Origin of the sequence: Paenibacillus sp. FSL M7-0656, from assembly GCF_038003225.1 — a bacterium.
Taxonomy (GTDB): domain Bacteria; phylum Bacillota; class Bacilli; order Paenibacillales; family Paenibacillaceae; genus Paenibacillus; species Paenibacillus amylolyticus.
This window is the reverse complement of record NZ_JBBOOT010000001.1, coordinates 3500716-3518763: the sequence shown is the minus strand read 5'-3', so window position 1 is coordinate 3518763 and position 18048 is coordinate 3500716. Positions and strand designations below refer to the sequence as shown.

The window sequence follows — 18048 nt, the reverse complement described above, 5'->3', positions numbered from 1 at the left end:
GATTATTGCTGTCTTTCATCCAATACTTACTTTTATAAACCAAGAAACAATAATGTGCGTACTTTTAATTTATACACATAGGTCCTAAACTAATACTTGAGATGAAACCACTTTAACATTATTGTTCAACATAAAAAAAAAATATATAAAAAGGACGTGGAGCTCCATGGAAGTTACAGCAAAGTCTAAGACAAAGGAAGACATTTTAAAGGCGTATCATTTCCGGCATGCAACAAAGATATTTGATGATACCCGCAAAATCTCGGATGAGGATTTCCAATTTATATTGGAAACAGGCAGATTATCTCCAAGTTCCATTGGACTTGAACCGTGGAAGTTTCTAATTGTACAAAATCCGAACCTGCGTAAGCGTCTGTCCGAAGTCTCTTCCGGCGCGCAAAAGCAATTGGCTACAGCAAGCCATTTTGTTGTTATTTTGGCACGGTCAGATGCCAGTTATAATTCTCCTTATGCGGAGTACATGTTGAAGGAAACAAAGGGAATGCCAAATAACGTATTTGAGCTAACAAGTGAGGCTTATGGAAAGTTCCAAAATAACCAGAAGATTCTGGATAATCCACGATCATTATTTGACTGGGCATCTAAACAAACTTATATTGCACTCGGCAACATGATGACGGCGGCAGCTCAGATCGAGATTGATTCTTGTCCAATCGAAGGTTTCAGCCGTGAGGGCGTCCACCGTATTATGGAAGAAGAGGGCTTGCTGGAAAATGGCGCATGGGGCGTCTCTATGATGGCAGCCTTCGGTTATCGGGCAGAGGAGCCCCAGCGTGAGAAGTCCCGACAATCCGTTGAGAAAATCACGCAATGGATTAACTGAATTCAGCATGAATCCAACATGAATTCAAAAAACGATTAGCTAAGATCTAACATTATAGATCAGGATCAAAGTAGAATCGAAACAGCCCGATATTTTCCACATGTTAGCAGGATGGAAAGGGCTGTTTTTCTTTTTTATAAAAAGAACTTGAAAATACATAGATGTCTATGTATAATGAGGTCATGCCTAAATACAACGCAATTGCACTGATTGCAAGAATCAGAGACCATGTCAACAAACGGATTGTACACGAATTGGAACAGCATGAGGTAACAGGGATTGTTCCTTCTCATGGAGATGTATTGATGTTCTTGTACCGGGAAGAGACGCTGTCGATCAAGATGTTGGCTGAACGTGTTCAACGCACGCAACCAACGGTAACGGTACTGGTCAACAAGCTGGAGAAGCTTGGCTATGTTGAACGCAGCAAGAGTGCCGAAGATAGCCGAGTGACGATGATTCGCCTAACCGAACAGGGGAAGCGACTCGAACCGATCTTCCATCAGGTATCAGAGCAGATTAATGACATCATCTATAGTAGCTTGTCCGATGAACAGTCGGAGCAATTGGAGAGCTTGCTATCCATTATTGTCCGAAAGTTATAATGAATGAACTCTTCTGTCTGCAACCCTTCCAGATTTGACTGGGGTGGAGGCAGAGGAGACCAAATATTTTTTTTGCCCATATACATAGATATCTATGTATGCGGGAGCGTATCAATGTAACCCCATTTTCGCAACCTAACTCAAACCAAACCTGGAGGGATTCACACCATGAAACATCTTATCGTATATGCTCACCCGCACACAGACAGCTTGAATAACGCAATCCTCAATACTGCTGTAGAAGCTCTCAAAGCTCAAGGCCATGAAGTAGTCGTTCGTGACTTGTACAAACTTGGATTCCAACCCGTACTGACTGAAGCTGACACAGCTTCCATGCGTGCAGGACAGACACCACAGGATATCGCAACAGAGCAACAGTTTGTTACGGATGCAGAAGTTATCACATTCATCTATCCGATCTGGTGGACAGGTCTTCCTGCCATTATGAAAGGATATGTTGACCGTGTATTCGCCTATGGTTTTGCATATGCAGCAGGTGAAGTGGGAATTGAGAAATTGCTGACAGGCAAAAAAGGACTCATCATCAACACACATGGTACACCAAGTGAAATTTATGATCAGATTGGCATGACTGCTGGACTGAAATTAACTTCAGACGTAGGCATCTTCGATTTTGTAGGTATTGAAGCCGTAGATCATCTGCTCTTCGGTAGTATTGGATATCTGGATGCACCCGCATATCAAGCCATGTTGGATCAGGTTAAACAGACGATTACAACCAATTTCTAATATGGATGTTGAATCCAGATACGGATTCCATATGATACCAGACCGACTCGATCATGAGTCGGTTTGTTTGTTCATGTGTTTGCAAAATGGATGAAAGGGGGTATAATCGTACCCATGGAACCTATACTTATATTTAAAGCATTATCGAACGAGACACGTAGACAAATCCTGTTGTGGCTCAAAAACCCGGAGCAACACTTCCCACCGCTGGAACTATCTCAGCATCCGGATGGTGGCAAGAACGGAATCTGTGTTGGCACGATTCAACTGAAGGCTGGACTGGCTCAGTCGGTTATATCCAGTTATCTGCTGACTATGCTCAAGGCAGGGTTGCTACTCTCCGAGCGCAGAGGACAATGGACGTATTATCGGCGCAACGAGGAGACGATACGTCAGTTTGCCGAGTACGTACAGAACGAGTTATAAGCCGGATGCCGGAACGGAAGCTAGGATGCATATGCAGGCAGGGATTCCGTCCGGATGTAAACGGCTAGTTTATGAACACATCACCATATCCAGTTGTGATTTAATTAATCTATATATCTGGATATACAAAAATATAATCATCGAGGAGATTAAACGATAATGACTACAGAAAATACGGCTTCATCCCATAAAGAACATATTAATGACGTTAAGCTTTCCATCCTGGATCTGGCTCCCGTCGTTGTGGGTGCAACACCTGCTGATGCTTTGCGCAACAGTCTCGATCTGGCACAGCATGCAGAGCGTTGGGGATATCACCGTTACTGGGTAGCTGAACATCACAACATGCCGGGTATTGCTTCTTCCGCAACTTCGGTTGTTATTGGATATCTGGCTGGTGGAACCAAAACGATTCGTCTGGGTTCAGGAGGCATCATGTTGCCTAACCATGCACCGCTTGTCATCGCTGAGCAGTTTGGTACTCTGGAATCCCTTTATCCTGGCAGAATTGACCTGGGACTGGGTCGCGCACCAGGTAGTGACCGCCGTACATCGCTTGCACTACGTAAAGATCTGAACAGTGGGGAAGATTTCCCTGAGCTTTTGGCAGAACTCAGAGCATACTTTGATGCTTCGGCGACATCTTATCATGCGCCTGTTCGCGCAGTTCCTGGAGAAGGATTAAATATTCCAATTTACCTCTTGGGGTCCAGTGATTTCAGTGCACGTCTGGCAGGTCAGCTGGGATTGCCGTTTGCTTTTGCCAGCCACTTCTCGCCCGATTACACCCGGATTGCATTAGAGACGTATCGAAACAACTTCCAACCATCTGAAAGCTTGAAGGAGCCACATGTGATTGTTGGTGTTAACGCTGTTGTTGCAGATACAGACGAGGAAGCCGCATGGCTGGGTACAACGATGCAACAGCAGTTCCTGAACATTATTCGTGGCACAACGGGATTGGTACAGCCTCCGGCAGAGATGGAAGGCAAATGGACGGATCGTGAGAAAGCAGGTGTGGAGCAGACGCTGAAGGCAGCTGTTAATGGTTCACCAGAAACCGTACGTGGACAGTTGGAGTCTTTCATTCGGCAGACGCAGGCAGATGAGCTGATTATTACGTCGATGATCTATGATCATAAGGCACGGCTGCACTCCTATGAGTTAATCGCACAATTGGCGGGAAAAGCTTAATCTTCATTTTTCAGCGTAAAAGCTGGATTAATGGTAGGGTATAGTTACAAATTTACGGTTCGTCTCCCAGTGAGGCGAGCCGTTTTTGAATAGGGAGAATTTGCAAATGATTCGTGTGGGGCAGAAGACTCATTTTGGGGTAAAATGACTTTACCGGTTTAATTTGAAACGGTTAATCAGCACCATACGTATAAATCCAGAGTGTTATACATATGTTGGCTTGTACAAGGTATTTTTTTCGTGTGTGGGCATTTATTTAGCTTTATAGTTTAGTTTTGATTAAGGGTCATAAGAGAGGACGACACGCCTATGGAGCAACCTGAGCAACCCCGCGTTTGGCCGGAGCGGTTCAAGCGATTTTTTCTTAACAACAAATTTGTCCTATTTCTGCTGATTCTGCTGTTGGTGGGACTGAACGTGATGGTTCTGACCAAAGTATCCTTTGTTCTTCATCCGCTCGCAGTACTCATCAAAACAATTGTGTTACCTATTATTCTGTCAGGCATACTCTATTATCTGCTGAATCCGATTGTGGATGTGATGGAAAGGTGGAAAATCAAGCGCGGCTGGTCCATTCTGATCCTGTATCTTGCGATTGGAGGCATTCTGACAGTCGTAGTATTGGCGGTCATTCCGGTTGTGCGTAACCAGATTGTGGGGCTGATTGAAAATTTCCCAACCTACAGTGAGACGGTAAAACAGCAGTTTGAGGAGCTTACGGGCAGTAAATTGTTCGGTCAGTTCCAGGAAACGGTGAATCTGAATTCGCAGGACTGGTGGGGAACAATCTCCCAAAAGGCTACTGAAATTCTGAACTCGACCTGGACCAAATTGGGCGGATTCCTCGGAGCTTTCACTGAGACCGTGCTGTCTATCGTAACGGTTCCATTTATTCTGTTCTATCTGCTGAAAGACGGCAAGAAGCTGCCAGCGAAAATTCTGTCTTTCCTGCCAATCAAGAGTCGTACGGGCGCAATGCATGTGCTGGAAGACATCAATCACCAGATCAGTTCATTCATTCGTGGACAGATTATCGTCAGCTTCTGCATCGGTATTCTGCTCTACATCGGTTATATGGTCATTGGTCTGGATTATGCATTGATTCTTGCCATTATCGCATCGTTTACAAGTGTTGTTCCGTATCTGGGACCAGCAATTGCAATTACACCTGCGTTGATCGTGGCCCTGGTTACTTCGCCGGTGATGCTGCTGAAGATGGTTGCTGTATGGACAATCGTGCAGTTAATCGAGGGTAAATTCATCTCACCGCAGATCATGGGCAAAACGCTGAAGATTCATCCCATCACGATTATCTTTGTCATTCTGACTTCGGGTAATCTGTTTGGAGTCGTGGGCATTCTGCTCGCTGTTCCAGGATACGCGGTGCTGAAAGTATGTGTATCACATATCTTTAACTGGTTTAAGGATAGATCGGGCCTGTACGACCCGAACAAGAACAATCTTTTATAACCGAAGTGGCAAGCTCCAAGAGATAGTTAACCAGAAGATTTAGTCACTTTGTATCCTGTATAAAACGGTACCCTTACCAAGAAGAACCCCCGTCCATCGGCATACAGCCGAGAGGCGGGGGTTCTTCTGCATAAACAAGCTTGGCTGCTGCCTAGCTGTGTTTAATATGTTGGAGCGTTTGCAGGAAAATCTGCTCAATATGAGCATCATCCAGAGAGTAGTACACGGTCTTGCCTTCCTTGCGCCGCTTGACGATCCGCATGTTGCGGAGTGAACGCAGCTGGTGTGAAATGGCCGACTGTCCCATGTCGAGCAGAACCGTCAGGTCATGAACACATAATTCCTTCTGTAACAGCGCATCAATAATACGTAGACGTGTGGGGTCGCTGAATGCCTTGAACCAATCTGCCATCTCGGAAGACGTCTCCCGATCTATGAGTGAAGTGCGAATCGTCTGCACGTCGGCTTCAGTACCTGAGCAGGCTGCATCACATTCGCTTGGTGCTTTAACCGGTTGTTCCATTTCCTATCACCGCCTATGTTAACAACTATAGCTCTATTATATCCAAAACCCGCCTAAAGCGAAATGATTACTATTAGCATAATCTGTATGAAAAATCAACAACGATTGTTGACACTCATGTTTAGGCGTGCATATAATAGGGGTAACCAAACATATGAATGAGTGCTCATATATTGAATACAATTGAAATATAACATCGTTTTTGTACTGCAAAGGGGAGAATTCACATGGGAACCGGACAGGAACAGGTGAAAAGGGAACTGCTGCTTGATGGACTGGATTGTGCGAACTGCGCATTGAAGATTGAGAATGGCGTCAAAAAAATTAAGGGCATTAACGAATGCTCTGTCAATTTTGTTACCAAAACATTATCGCTACACACCACTTCCGATATGGATGAACAGGTAGTGGAAGAAGCAAAGCGCAAAGTGCTTCGGCTGGAGCCGCATATTCGCATTTCGGAAAAAGGAAAACACGTGAACGGACATGTGCACACCCATACAGGGAGTGCAGGTGGTGCGCATAACCACAGTCATGACCATGCCGGACATAATCATGGACATTCACATTCACATTCACATGGCAAACACTCGCATACTCATGATCACTCAGATTCAGAGGGACACACACATGGTCATGTGCATGAGCACGGAGGTCATGCTGGACATGATCACAGCCATACCCATGATGATGCCCATGCAGGCCACACACATGAACATGGTGCAGGACAGACAAAAGTGTTACTTGCTCGTCTTGCTACAGGTTCTGTGTTGCTCGCAGCCGCAATCTGGTCGCCGCTGGAGGGCTGGGCACAGTTTACTCTATATGCGCTCGCTTATCTGATTGCCGGGGGAGATATCGTGCTCCAGGCGTCCAAAAACATCATCCGCGGTCAGGTATTCGATGAATACTTCCTGATGTCCGTCGCTACCTTGGGTGCTTTTGCCATTGGAGAGTATCCGGAAGGGGTAGCGGTCATGCTCTTTTATCAGCTCGGGGAGCTGTTTCAGGGCATGGCGGTTAATCGGTCACGTAAGTCGATTCAGTCACTCATGGACATTCGCCCGGACTACGCGAATATCCTGACGGGTTCGGGTGACGAGACCCGTCGTGTATCTCCGGAAGACGTACGGATTGGTGATCGTATTGTCGTGAAAGCAGGAGAGCGAGTACCACTGGATGGTATCGTTAGAGCTGGGCGTTCCATGGTGGACACTTCTGCTCTGACAGGTGAATCCGTACCTCGTGAGCTGGAGCCTGGAAGTGATGTACTGAGTGGATTTGTGAACAAGAATGGTATGTTGACGATTGAAGTAACCAAAACGTTTGGTGAATCAACGGTATCCAAGATTTTGGACCTGGTGCAGAACGCGAGCAGTCGGAAAGCGAAAACAGAACATTTTATTAGTAAATTTGCTCGTTATTACACACCGGTTGTTGTTATCCTTGCAGCCGTGATTGCATTTGTTCCGCCGTTGATACTTAGTGGTGCAACATTTGCTGACTGGATCTATCGTGCATTGGTCTTCCTGGTTATCTCATGCCCTTGTGCGCTCGTGGTCTCTATTCCACTTGGTTTCTTTGGTGGTATCGGAGCAGCTTCACGTAACGGGATTCTTGTCAAAGGCAGTAACTACCTTGAAGCGTTGAACGATGTAAAAGTTGTTGTTTTTGATAAAACGGGTACACTAACCAAAGGTGTATTCAAAGTAACAGCCATTCGTCCCGAAGGTGGACGCACGGAAGAAGAACTGATGGAGCTTGCAGCCATTGCCGAAGCCAATTCCAATCATCCGATTGCTGAATCCATTCGCGTAGCTTGGGCCAAAGCCATTCCCACGCAAGGTGTTGAAGGTTATGACGAAGTTGCCGGACATGGGATTAAGGTGAGCGTCGATGGTCGGGAAGTGCTGGCAGGCAACGCCAAATTAATGAAGCAGGCGGGTATATCCTATACCACACCAGAGACGGCTGGAACGATAGTCCACGTGGCTGAAGCTGGCACGTATGTTGGTCATCTGATCATTGCCGATGAAGTTAAGGATGACGCAGCCGCGGCTATTCAGGCGCTGAAGAAACTCGGCATCCGCAAAACGGTCATGCTGACAGGTGATGCCAAAGCCGTAGGTGAAGCGGTAGGACGTGAGCTGGGTGTGGATGAGGTCTACGCTGAATTGTTGCCACAGGATAAAGTCGAGCGACTGGAACAACTGGAAGCTGCCAAATCTCCGAAGGAAAAAATGGTGTTTGTCGGTGACGGTATCAACGATACACCTGTGCTGGCACGCGCCGATGTGGGTGTGGCCATGGGTGGACTTGGTTCAGATGCCGCGATTGAAGCGGCAGATGTGGTCATCATGACCGATGAACCGTCGAAACTAGCGAGTGCAATCCGCATTGCTAAGCGTACACGAATGATTGTGTGGCAAAATATCGCGTTTGCTCTGGGAGTTAAAGCGATCTTCCTGTTACTCGGTGTGTTTGGCATAGCTACCATGTGGGAAGCGGTATTCTCGGATGTCGGTGTCACGGTGCTAGCTGTCCTGAACGCCATGCGTGTACTTCGTGTGAAGAATATCTAAGTTTACGAAACGATCCAGGCGGCTCTTCGTATATACGTAGAGCCGTTTTTATATTTTTATGTAGATAAGTCTAACTAGACATTTACACGAGAACGGAGAGGACAGAGATAACCTGAAGAAGCGAAGCTACATCGGAAGGTTATTCTGTCATCGGAGTGTCAGTGTGAGCAGGTCTATGGAAGACAACAGTGAAGGGGAGAACGTTTTGGCAGGAGCAGTAGTAGGGATCATCATCGGAGTGTGTTATTTCATTCTGGGGTTCATGGTGTTCAAAAAACCACCGAAAATGATTAACGGAATATATGGTTATCGGACCCCGCGTGCAATGAGTAATCCCGATTTGTGGGATGAAGCGCAAAGTTACAGCGCCAATCTAATGATGCAATTTGGTGTGATTATCACGATATTCGGCATTATCGGTTTCTGGCTTACAGATGTACGAGCTTTGGTGCTGAGTCTGGTTGCTACAGGATTTTATACGTTCAGATTGTTTACCAGAGTTGAAGGCCGGTTGAAGCAAATGCAGCGTGCTCAACAGCAACAGAATGAGCAGAATATTTAAGGTAATTTGAATGAATAGTGTAGAGAGGAAGACCTGCGTGTGAAGCGGGTCTTTTTTTGTTGAAGATATAGAATGGAAGTCGATGTTCAACTCGGTAAGACTTTAAAATCTAACGTTGACGTTAACGTTAATATTATATATAATTATGTACATAACATTATAGACATATAAAAAAGAAGAAAGAGGTGAGGGAAATGAGTTTATATAAAATCGACGACGTAGCCAAGGAATGCGGTTTGACCAAGCGAACCATTCGGTATTATGAAGAGATTGGTGTCATGCCTTCACCTCAGCGGACAGATGGCGGGACGCGGTTGTACACTCGGGAGGATATCGATTATCTGAAGAAGGTGGTTCGCGCCAAAGAGGTACTTGGATTCTCCCTTCAGGAGTTACATACCTATGTGGCAACAGCAGATGCCTTGAACGAACAACGTTTTGACTACCAGCAGACGACCGAAGTAAGAGAACGGATCGAGAAGCTTACCGCGATGGAAACAACGCTGGATGGGCAGTTGCAACTGATTGAGCAGAAACTTCAGAGCATACATGCCGTACAGACTGAACTGGAAGAGCTGCGTGAACGCGTTCGGAGCGGTATTCAGAAGTTACAGGCACATGATCCGCAGGGTGATGAAGACGGCTAACCGAAAGCATCTAATATTTAATAAACAAAACTGTATACACATAATCGCTACATGGAGTGAGCACCATAGTACCTGTGGCGATCCTGTACAAACACCGGATGTTTCGGTGTCATTTGTGCCGTTTTGTTACCTCTAATTCTGAAAATGTATAGAATATTTTCATTATTTTCAAGGTCGTTTTCAAATATAAAGCTTAACCACATAAATTATTCACAGGAGGAATTACGTATGAAAAGAGAGCCATCATTACCGGACGAATTGCCGTCATCACGTGGGGGCCTGTTATCCCAACCACGAGCGGTATGGGCGGTTGCCTTTGCGTGTATCATATCCTTTATGGGTCTGGGTCTGGTTGACCCGATCCTGCCCGCGATTGCAGATCAGCTGCATGCTTCGAAAAGCCAGGTGTCACTGCTATTTACCAGTTATAACGCTGTAACCGGGGTAGCGATGCTGATTACGGGTGTCGTATCCAGCCGGATTGGTGTGAAGTGGACGCTGCTCAGCGGTATATTGTTGATTATTATCTTCTCATTCCTCGGCGGTACCTCAGACACGGTAGGTGCACTGGTCGGTTACCGTGGCGGTTGGGGACTAGGGAATGCCTTGTTCATCGCAACGGCGTTATCTGCCATTGTGGGACTGTCCACGTCGGGGACAGCCAAAGCGATTATTTTGTACGAAGCAGCACTTGGTCTCGGGATTGCGGTTGGTCCGCTGCTTGGTGGTGAGCTAGGTTCCATCTCTTGGCGTGGCCCGTTTTATGGCGTGGCTGTTCTGATGGCGATTGCCTTTATCAGCATTACATTTATGTTGCCCAAGATGGCCAAACCGAAAACACGCAGTTCTTTGTCCGATCCGTTTAAAGCATTAAGTTATCCTTCACTGAAAACATTGGCGATTACCGCCTTCCTGTATAACTTTGGTTTCTTTACCTTGATGGCTTATTCACCATATGTCATGAATCTGGATGAGCACGGCTTGGGTTATGTATTCTTTGGCTGGGGACTGATGCTGGCGATTACGTCGGTATTCGTGGCACCAAGATTACAACGCCGATTCGGATCGGTTCCGTCCATGAGTGTCATGCTTACATTGTTCGCGATTGATCTGGTTGTTATGGCAGTAGGTACGGTGATGGGTTCACCAACTACCGTTATTGTGGCAGTCATTGTAGCGGGGGTTTTCCTTGGGATTAACAACACGTTAATTACAACGGCTGTTATGGAAGCTGCACCTGTAGAGCGTTCTGTTGCTTCTGCTGCATACAGCTTCGTTCGTTTCCTGGGTGGTGCACTTGCTCCATGGCTTGCGGGTAAATTGTCCGAGTGGTTCCTGCCGGAAACGCCGTTTTATTTTGGTGCATTAATGGTTCTGGTTGGAGTCGTGGTACTGCTGGTGCGCCGTCATCATCTGCGGGATATCGATTCCGCCATTACATCTCATTAATTCACAGGAGGAATTGCAATGTTGAAACGTATATTAGTTGCTGTTGATGGTTCGGATCATGCGCATAAGGCTTTGGAGCAAGCACTGATCCTGGCTGAAGATATGAAACATCCCGCAAGTCTGTTGATCGTGCATGTGAATCCGGCTATCTCTATCAATGAACCTGCATTGGGTGTTGATCTGGAAGCTCGGATTGCCGAAGAAGGGCAACATATTATAGAACCTGTGACTAATCAGTTGTCCGGGCGTGACATTGCATATGAAACACTACTGATTGCAGGTGATCCCGTTAATGAGATCTGCCGTGTGGCGCGTGAACGAGATTGTGGAATGATTGTGATGGGTACAGGCGGGAAAGGCATGCTCGCAGAGATGATCGTGGGCAGTGTCAGTCATGGCGTGTTAAAACATGCAGAATGCCCCGTCCTGACGGTTAAATAGGTTGTGAAATCCTTTATAATGCAATAGCTCAAGATCGCCACAATGGCTCATCAGGTACGTTACAAGCTATGATTGCCGAATACCGTAGTGGGTTGATGGCACGGAAATAGTGTATAAATAGATTATATAAATTAAACTGAACTTTTACATGAGACAGCGATTGGTGGGTTGTTCTGTCATCGAAGTGGCAGTGTAATATTCTTTTCTCTAGTTCAATAGGTTCTAAAAGGATGGAGGATGCAGCATATGAAAAAACAACATCTGTTTATCGGTGGCAAACCCACCGAATCCGTAGATTATAAAACACTTCAAGCACCATACTCCGGGGAAACGCTCGCAGAAGTCTCGTCGGCTTCAGCCGAGGAAGCGGAGGCTGCTATTGCAGCTGCCGTTCAGGCTGGGAAGGCAATGCGCCAGATGCCTGCACATCAGCGTGCAGATATTCTGTACAAGTTGTCCTCCATGCTCGAAGAACGCAAGGAAGAAGCAGCGCGAATAATAGCGCTTGAAGCGGCGAAGCCGATTACCGCAGCGCTGGCCGAGGTTGACCGGACGGTGGAAACGTATCGTTTTGCCGCTGAGGAAGCCAAGCGACTGACCGGAGAGACGGTTCCGATGGGTGCAGCCAAAGGTGGAGAAGGACGTATCGGTTACACGATGCGGCAACCTCTAGGTGTCATCGGTGCGATTACACCGTTTAATTTTCCAATGAATCTGGTAGCCCACAAGGTAGGTCCAGCGCTGGCAGCAGGCAATACGATTGTTCTCAAACCTGCGGAGCAGACGCCTCTGTCTTCCTATTACATCGCTAATCTGCTTCAGGAAGCCGGATTGCCGGATGGTGCACTGAACGTGGTGAGCGGTGATGGCAAAACCATTGGTGATGTGCTTGTGGAGCACCCCCGTGTTGCTCACATTACGTTTACAGGCAGTCCAGCGGTAGGCACGAGCATTCGTAGCAAAGCAGGACTCAAACGCGTGACACTGGAGCTTGGGTCGAATGCAGCGGTCATTGTGGATAAGGACGCAGACCTGGACAAAGTGGTTCCTCGATGTGTGACGGGAGCTTTCACGTATCAGGGACAGGTATGTATCTCGCTACAGCGAATCTACGTACATCGTGACATCTCGGAAGAATTCATCCGGCGTTTTGCTGAAGCGGCTAAACAAGTGGTGGTCGGAGACCCACTGAGCCCGGATACGGTGGTCTCTGCGCTGATTACCTCCAAGGATGTACAGCGTACACTCGACTGGATTGAAGAAGCCAAACAGGCAGGGGCTGAGGTGGCAGCAGGCGGTCAAGCTGAAGGAGGCATTCTTCGTCCAACGGTATTGATTAACGTTCCGCGTGATGCCAAGGTATCCTGTCAGGAAGTGTTTGCACCCATCGTTGTGATCAATACGGTAGATTCCGTTGAAGAGGGTATTGAACATGTTAACGATTCGATATACGGGCTTCAGGCAGGCGTATTTACAAACGATATCCATACCGCCCTCCATGCTGTCGATCAGATTGAAGCAGGCGGAGTTATGATTAATGATATTCCGACGTTCCGAGTGGATCATATGCCCTATGGTGGGGTGAAACAGAGTGGTATCGGACGTGAAGGTGTAAAATATGCTGTAGAGGAAATGACGGAATTGAAATTTGTTATGTTTAACAAAGGGTGATTCTCTTCCATTATTTTACTCAATATACCGTATGCCAATGAAAACATAACCACACACGCCTGTGCCAGAATAATGGCACAGGTTTTTTTATATGAAGATCATGGAAAAAGTTTTCAAAAAATACATGCGGATTCTTCGCCGACTGCGGGTTCACATCTGATGAGACGGGTATAACATAGTTAACATACCGCAACATAACTGACCAAACGCCGCTCATATCACCGAAGCATGATGTACCCATCCAGAGCACGAGCGGAATGAAGCGGTACAGCATTGCCGAAAGTCTTATATTCTCTCATTATTCAAATACAATGCAGTATGAATTAAGCCTGAACTCTGGAGTTGCAGGACAGGCAGGAGGTGTATTCAAATGGCATATTCCATGGTTGACGTATCGGGAATGTCAGGCGTAAGTCTGAACGAACTGAGCCAGTATGCGGAGACAGGTCTTCTGAATCCGGCTTTTGGGGATATAGATGAGGACATCTATTATGAAAAGCAGGAATTGCTGAGACTCCAGCAAATCCTTTTCTGTAAGGAAGTAGGTATGAAGGAGAATGAGATTGCCCCGATGCTCCGGGATAATCCTCAGGATGTCATACGCATCATGAAGCAGCATCGCATTGATATTCTGGAGAAGGCATTGCGTCTGCATGGATTGATTCAGACACTGGACAAAACGATCTCTCATTTGCAAGGTGAACAGGAAATTGATGAACATGATCTTTATATCGGTTTTGTAAATAAGGGGCGTCACCAGTTGCTGAATGAATCGGGTTCTGAAGCTGTAGTCACTAATAATATGAACCATGTGCAGACAGACGGTGCTCAGAGGTCCGACATCCAATCTTCCAATTCATCCACATTACCTGAAAATCAGGAGTTGAAGTCAAAAGAAGATTATCTGGATTCCCAGGCGAAAATTGATCAAGTTCATCTGGACTTGCAACAGGCCATTGAGGACGGATTGGAGCCCGGTAGTGCAAAAGTACAACAGATTATTGGCAGGCATCTTGAATGGATCAAAGGTTATTATACACCCACCGCTGAGATCTATCGGGATTTGGCCAATCTGTATGTAGAGCATAAAAATTTCCGTCAGATGTATGATGGTTACCACCCGAGGCTGGCTGAATTCCTGCGGGATGGGATGATGATTAAAGCGGAACATGAATTATCCTAGATGCATAAAGTAACATGGGCGAGCAAGAACATGGGTGTGAATCATAATGGATAACAAAGAGCGCAGACCTCTGAGAGGACTGCGCTCTTTGTTATTACTGGTTCTTCATCATCGTGTGTGATGAGACTCCGATCACCTTATTCATCATTTCCTAAAGGGGTATGGTTGCTTCCAACTGCTCTGTGAGCAGGCTTACGGCTTTCTCCAGGAAGACGCGGTCTTCGTCGTCAAAACGGTTTTTGATCGGGCTGTCGATATCCAGCACCCCGTACAGCTCGCCGTTTTTGATAATCGGTACGACAATCTCACTGTTCGATGCTGCATCGCAGGCAATGTGGCCTGGGAAGGCATGAACATCATCAACGACCATGGTACGTTTTTCGGCAGCAGATGTGCCGCATACACCACGTCCCAATGGAATTCGGATACAGGCAGGCAGTCCTTGGAATGGCCCGAGGACCAGTTCTTTTCCATCATACAGATAGAAGCCGACCCAATTGGTGTCGGTCATAAATACATTGAGCAGCGCAGCAGCGTTCGCCAGATTGGCAATCGCACTAGGTTCATCGCGGATCAGAGCACTTAACTGTCCCAGGACGGCGGTGTGCTGCTCACTTCGTGTTCCTTCATAGGAAACAGCTTGAAACATGGTAAATCACCCTCCCGAGCAAAATGGTACTTATTTTCAAGATAGTGCAGAGGATGCGGTTAGTCAAGCGGAGGATTTCGGAAAGGGAAGGGAATACCTGAAGAATCCTCCTGTTTCTCAGCTTCTTACGTGGGGTAATTACTTAGCAACCACGGAGGGCTATAACCCGGGAAGGAGCTTGGCTTATGCATGCAGAGGTACAGAATCTTTTTGTACGGATTCATCTACTACATTTCGCGCAAAATCAGGATTTGAACGTTAGCGAGGCACTACCCCTATTGGAAGAACGGGGATATCGCGTTGGAGAGCGGGAGATCAAGCAGGAGCTTGAACACCTGACACAGGAGAACTTCCTGACCGCCCACGGGGACCAATGGAGCCTGACCGGGACTGGCATCGAAGAATTCAAGGAAATCACGGCTGTGTTTGGCCGGGTTAGCGATGAATTACTGGGGAAGGGCAAGAAAACGTCCAAAGCTTAAAATTTATTTGGACAAGCCATGATTCCGTAATTCACTCAAACTTGAATGGATCCATACGTACAACAAGACCGGGAGCGAAATTGGCCCGGTTTTTTGACGTATGTGCATGACTGAACAGTTGCCATTCGGCGCAGGTTATGATTAGATGACTAGTGAATATTATGGTCTGCGGAGATAGATCGGATCGGGGTGTCTTTATATGTATAAATGCAAAGGAAGAATTCCCGAAATGGAGACTGCGCGGCTTCGTCTGCGTAAAATGCGTCGCCGGGATGCGGCCCAGATGTTCGCATGTTGGTCAGATCGCGAGGTGACCCGTTACATGAATCTTGCACCCATGATTGGGACAAGCGAAGCGGCGGACATGATTGGACTGCTCAACCAAATGGCAGGAGAAGAGGATGCGATCCGCTGGGGGATCGAACTTAAAGAAACAGGCAAGCTCATCGGTAGCTGTGGCTTTAACACATGGCAGCTTGAAGGCGCATTCCGGGGTGAGATCGGTTATGAGCTGGGACGTAATTATTGGCGCCATGGTTATATGACGGAGGCTTTCTCCGCATTGCTGCCCTTTGGATATGAGACCATGGGTCTTAATCGAATTGAAGCGCTGGTTGATCCACGTAATCTGGCTTCCGGCGAGTTCCTGACAAACCGCGGTTTCACGCGGGAAGGATTGCTGCGACAGGTGCAACATACGTCCACTGGATACAAGGATATGGTGATGTATTCCATGTTGTATGATGAGTTTCTTCGTAAGAAAGGTAAATAAAAGAGACAATATATAATTGCTTTTAAATTTACACGTAAACGAAGAAACAGAACAAAGCTGGAGAAGCGAAGCGATCGCCTTTAAAGCTTTCTGAAAGAAAGCTACATCGGAAGCATACGCTATCAACGGATTTCTCCTTTAGAGAGGAGAAGAAAAAATCTGGGGATAACAGCGATTGGAAGCTTGTTCTGGTTCGTAGTAGAGGTGTAAATTAACGTACCAATTATATAGAGAATGAAGAGAGAAGGGTTTGTGTGAATGCAACCGGAGGTTTGAAGCGCAGTTTCATCTTGACAGGGCTGTTGCTCGCGACATTTCTGTCAGCGATTGAAGGCACCGTAATTGGTCCGGCAGGGCCGACCATTGTCAGTGAGCTGGGGAGTGTACAGCTGCTGAGCTGGATTTTCACCGCATACCTGTTGACGATGGCTGTGAGTACGCCCATTTTCGGTAAAATCAGTGACCTGTATGGACGAAAGCCTGTATTTCTGATTGGCTGTGCCTTATTTTTACTGGGTTCACTCTTGTGCTGTCTGTCGCAGAACATGGAGCAATTGATTATTTTCCGTGCTATTCAAGGGATTGGTGCGGGTGCGGTAGTTCCTGTTACATTTACGATTATTGGGGACATTTATGCCATTGAAGAACGTGGCAAAATCCAGGGCTGGATTAGCTCCGTGTGGGGCATTTCATCTCTGGCGGGACCGCTGCTTGGCGGTTATTTTGTAGATAATCTGGGCTGGCAGTGGATCTTTGGTTTTAATGTGCCATTTGGTTTGCTTGCGATGTGGTTTGTATTTCGTTATCTGAAGGAAGATATCTCGCCGCGTACAGCCAAAATTGACTATGTCGGTGCGCTGACCTTCACGGTGGGCATTACTGCATTGTTATTTGTCCTGTCGGCGGGTGGGCAGTATTATGCCTGGAGTTCTCCGTTGATTGTTGTGCTGAGTGTGGTCGCCGCTCTGTTTATTATATTATTTTTTGTGGTGGAAAAAAGAGCTCAGGCCCCCATGGTTCCACTACATTTGTTCCGAATTCGGGACATCCGTGTGGCGAATATCGCCGGACTCCTGACCAGTACTTTGATGATCGGCCTGACCAGTTATTTGCCGCTCTGGGTGCAGGGGGTTCGGGGAGGTAATGCGACGGAATCCGGGCTGTTGCTCGCGCCGATGTCGGTGGGTTGGCTCATTGGTAGTGTGATGGCAGGCCGCCTGTTGATGAAAATTGGATCACGTATGACTGCATTGATTGGGTTAACCGGTATTGCGATTGGATCGGGTGGACTCTTTCTGGTGGGCGGGACATCCCCGCAGGCTGTGCTATTTATACTGACCTTTATATATGGTCTCGGTTTCGGGTTTGCGTTTACGATCTTCACCATTATTGCGCAGTCTTCAGTAGGGTATAAGGAGCGTGGCTCCTCTACGGCACTGCACACATTCATGCGTACGTTGGGACAGACGATTGGTGCAGCGGCTTTTGGCACGTGGTTGAACTATCGGATCTCCACGTTATCCAGTGAACAGAATCTGGCGGAGGCTGGAATTTCGGAGAATGATCTGAATGAACTGCTCGCACCACATACGGATGCAGCGCTATCTGATGACAAATGGGCGCTACTGCGTAACGTGCTGGAAGGAAGCCTGCATTCCCTGTTTGTCATTATGTTTGTCATTGCACTGGTCTCGTGGGTAACGACGCTTGCTCTACGCAAACGTTTAATTGTACCCGAAGATGCAGATGCTCCCCCGCAGCCACAAGGCTCAAAGTAAAAGTGGATGTATACGAAAAA

General features: G+C 46.9%; 18 protein-coding genes. 16 read left to right on the top strand and 2 right to left on the bottom strand.

Going from position 1 to position 18048, the window contains the following annotated elements; genetic code table 11:
* The first annotated feature begins 166 nt into the window (after positions 1 to 166).
* The 6 genes from MHI01_RS15505 to MHI01_RS15480 all read left to right on the top strand — a co-directional run bounded on the left by MHI01_RS15505 (position 167) and on the right by MHI01_RS15480 (position 5289).
* Positions 167 to 844 carry an NAD(P)H-dependent oxidoreductase gene (locus MHI01_RS15505; RefSeq protein ID WP_036614223.1) on the top strand — a complete coding sequence of 226 codons (678 nt, stop codon included), beginning with the start codon at positions 167 to 169 and terminating at the stop codon, positions 842 to 844.
* A 167-nt stretch (positions 845 to 1011) separates the two neighbouring features.
* A complete protein-coding gene (locus MHI01_RS15500; protein WP_340983528.1) occupies positions 1012 to 1449 on the top strand; it encodes a MarR family winged helix-turn-helix transcriptional regulator in 438 nt (145 codons plus the stop codon).
* 168 nt (positions 1450 to 1617) lie between these two features.
* Positions 1618 to 2199: an NAD(P)H-dependent oxidoreductase gene (locus tag MHI01_RS15495; protein ID WP_340027701.1), complete on the top strand. Its 582-nt coding sequence runs from the start codon at positions 1618 to 1620 to the stop codon at positions 2197 to 2199.
* A 114-nt stretch (positions 2200 to 2313) separates the two neighbouring features.
* Positions 2314 to 2625, top strand: a complete 312-nt coding sequence (locus MHI01_RS15490) for an ArsR/SmtB family transcription factor (protein ID WP_017690814.1) — start codon at positions 2314 to 2316, stop codon at positions 2623 to 2625.
* Positions 2626 to 2784: 159 nt separating this feature from the next.
* Positions 2785 to 3819, top strand: a complete 1035-nt coding sequence (locus MHI01_RS15485) for an LLM class flavin-dependent oxidoreductase (RefSeq protein ID WP_017690813.1) — start codon at positions 2785 to 2787, stop codon at positions 3817 to 3819.
* A gap of 309 nt (positions 3820 to 4128) precedes the next feature.
* Entirely contained in the window at positions 4129 to 5289 is a 1161-nt protein-coding gene (locus MHI01_RS15480) for an AI-2E family transporter (RefSeq protein ID WP_036614215.1), read from the top strand.
* 151 nt (positions 5290 to 5440) lie between these two features.
* Here MHI01_RS15480 and MHI01_RS15475 read toward each other — a convergent pair whose 3' ends face one another.
* Positions 5441 to 5812: an ArsR/SmtB family transcription factor gene (locus tag MHI01_RS15475; protein ID WP_036614212.1), complete on the bottom strand. Its 372-nt coding sequence runs from the start codon at positions 5810 to 5812 to the stop codon at positions 5441 to 5443.
* Between the two features lie 227 nt (positions 5813 to 6039).
* Between MHI01_RS15475 and MHI01_RS15470 the strand changes: the two genes are divergently transcribed.
* The 7 genes from MHI01_RS15470 to MHI01_RS15440 all read left to right on the top strand — a co-directional run bounded on the left by MHI01_RS15470 (position 6040) and on the right by MHI01_RS15440 (position 14347).
* Positions 6040 to 8394, top strand: a complete 2355-nt coding sequence (locus MHI01_RS15470) for a heavy metal translocating P-type ATPase (RefSeq protein ID WP_340983526.1) — start codon at positions 6040 to 6042, stop codon at positions 8392 to 8394.
* 163 nt (positions 8395 to 8557) lie between these two features.
* Positions 8558 to 8956 carry an SdpI family protein gene (locus MHI01_RS15465; protein WP_282319501.1) on the top strand — a complete coding sequence of 133 codons (399 nt, stop codon included), beginning with the start codon at positions 8558 to 8560 and terminating at the stop codon, positions 8954 to 8956.
* Between the two features lie 194 nt (positions 8957 to 9150).
* Positions 9151 to 9603, top strand: coding sequence for a helix-turn-helix domain-containing protein (locus MHI01_RS15460; RefSeq protein WP_101315043.1), 453 nt, complete (start codon positions 9151 to 9153; stop codon positions 9601 to 9603).
* A 228-nt stretch (positions 9604 to 9831) separates the two neighbouring features.
* Positions 9832 to 11052, top strand: a complete 1221-nt coding sequence (locus MHI01_RS15455) for an MFS transporter (RefSeq protein WP_127551738.1) — start codon at positions 9832 to 9834, stop codon at positions 11050 to 11052.
* A gap of 18 nt (positions 11053 to 11070) precedes the next feature.
* A complete protein-coding gene (locus MHI01_RS15450) occupies positions 11071 to 11493 on the top strand; it encodes a universal stress protein (protein ID WP_340388864.1) in 423 nt (140 codons plus the stop codon).
* A gap of 246 nt (positions 11494 to 11739) precedes the next feature.
* Positions 11740 to 13164: an aldehyde dehydrogenase family protein gene (locus MHI01_RS15445; protein WP_340983525.1), complete on the top strand. Its 1425-nt coding sequence runs from the start codon at positions 11740 to 11742 to the stop codon at positions 13162 to 13164.
* Between the two features lie 370 nt (positions 13165 to 13534).
* Complete coding sequence (locus MHI01_RS15440; protein WP_340983524.1) at positions 13535 to 14347, top strand: MerR family transcriptional regulator; 813 nt, start codon at positions 13535 to 13537, stop codon at positions 14345 to 14347.
* A 151-nt stretch (positions 14348 to 14498) separates the two neighbouring features.
* On the opposite strand, the gene MHI01_RS15435 is transcribed toward MHI01_RS15440, so the two are convergent.
* Entirely contained in the window at positions 14499 to 14996 is a 498-nt protein-coding gene (locus MHI01_RS15435; protein WP_076320214.1) for a GAF domain-containing protein, read from the bottom strand.
* Between the two features lie 185 nt (positions 14997 to 15181).
* Between MHI01_RS15435 and MHI01_RS15430 the strand changes: the two genes are divergently transcribed.
* The 3 genes from MHI01_RS15430 (at position 15182) to MHI01_RS15420 (ending at position 18028) form a co-directional block, all read left to right on the top strand.
* Positions 15182 to 15478: a hypothetical protein gene (locus MHI01_RS15430; RefSeq protein WP_076254765.1), complete on the top strand. Its 297-nt coding sequence runs from the start codon at positions 15182 to 15184 to the stop codon at positions 15476 to 15478.
* 199 nt (positions 15479 to 15677) lie between these two features.
* Entirely contained in the window at positions 15678 to 16250 is a 573-nt protein-coding gene (locus MHI01_RS15425) for a GNAT family N-acetyltransferase (protein WP_340031808.1), read from the top strand.
* Between the two features lie 272 nt (positions 16251 to 16522).
* Positions 16523 to 18028: an MDR family MFS transporter gene (locus tag MHI01_RS15420; protein WP_340032986.1), complete on the top strand. Its 1506-nt coding sequence runs from the start codon at positions 16523 to 16525 to the stop codon at positions 18026 to 18028.
* Positions 18029 to 18048 lie beyond the last annotated feature (20 nt).

What these genes read in the sequence shown, in the direction of transcription:
- MHI01_RS15505 (WP_036614223.1), top strand. Translation starts at nt 167, where the DNA reads ATGGAAGTTACAGCAAAGTCTAAGACAAAGGAAGACATTTTAAAGGCG.
- MHI01_RS15500 (WP_340983528.1), top strand. Translation starts at nt 1,012, where the DNA reads ATGTATAATGAGGTCATGCCTAAATACAACGCAATTGCACTGATTGCA.
- MHI01_RS15495 (WP_340027701.1), top strand. Translation starts at nt 1,618, where the DNA reads ATGAAACATCTTATCGTATATGCTCACCCGCACACAGACAGCTTGAAT.
- MHI01_RS15490 (WP_017690814.1), top strand. Translation starts at nt 2,314, where the DNA reads ATGGAACCTATACTTATATTTAAAGCATTATCGAACGAGACACGTAGA.
- MHI01_RS15485 (WP_017690813.1), top strand. Translation starts at nt 2,785, where the DNA reads ATGACTACAGAAAATACGGCTTCATCCCATAAAGAACATATTAATGAC.
- MHI01_RS15480 (WP_036614215.1), top strand. Translation starts at nt 4,129, where the DNA reads ATGGAGCAACCTGAGCAACCCCGCGTTTGGCCGGAGCGGTTCAAGCGA.
- MHI01_RS15475 (WP_036614212.1), bottom strand. Translation starts at nt 5,812, where the DNA reads ATGGAACAACCGGTTAAAGCACCAAGCGAATGTGATGCAGCCTGCTCA.
- MHI01_RS15470 (WP_340983526.1), top strand. Translation starts at nt 6,040, where the DNA reads ATGGGAACCGGACAGGAACAGGTGAAAAGGGAACTGCTGCTTGATGGA.
- MHI01_RS15460 (WP_101315043.1), top strand. Translation starts at nt 9,151, where the DNA reads ATGAGTTTATATAAAATCGACGACGTAGCCAAGGAATGCGGTTTGACC.
- MHI01_RS15455 (WP_127551738.1), top strand. Translation starts at nt 9,832, where the DNA reads ATGAAAAGAGAGCCATCATTACCGGACGAATTGCCGTCATCACGTGGG.
- MHI01_RS15450 (WP_340388864.1), top strand. Translation starts at nt 11,071, where the DNA reads ATGTTGAAACGTATATTAGTTGCTGTTGATGGTTCGGATCATGCGCAT.
- MHI01_RS15445 (WP_340983525.1), top strand. Translation starts at nt 11,740, where the DNA reads ATGAAAAAACAACATCTGTTTATCGGTGGCAAACCCACCGAATCCGTA.
- MHI01_RS15440 (WP_340983524.1), top strand. Translation starts at nt 13,535, where the DNA reads ATGGCATATTCCATGGTTGACGTATCGGGAATGTCAGGCGTAAGTCTG.
- MHI01_RS15435 (WP_076320214.1), bottom strand. Translation starts at nt 14,996, where the DNA reads ATGTTTCAAGCTGTTTCCTATGAAGGAACACGAAGTGAGCAGCACACC.
- MHI01_RS15430 (WP_076254765.1), top strand. Translation starts at nt 15,182, where the DNA reads ATGCATGCAGAGGTACAGAATCTTTTTGTACGGATTCATCTACTACAT.
- MHI01_RS15425 (WP_340031808.1), top strand. Translation starts at nt 15,678, where the DNA reads ATGTATAAATGCAAAGGAAGAATTCCCGAAATGGAGACTGCGCGGCTT.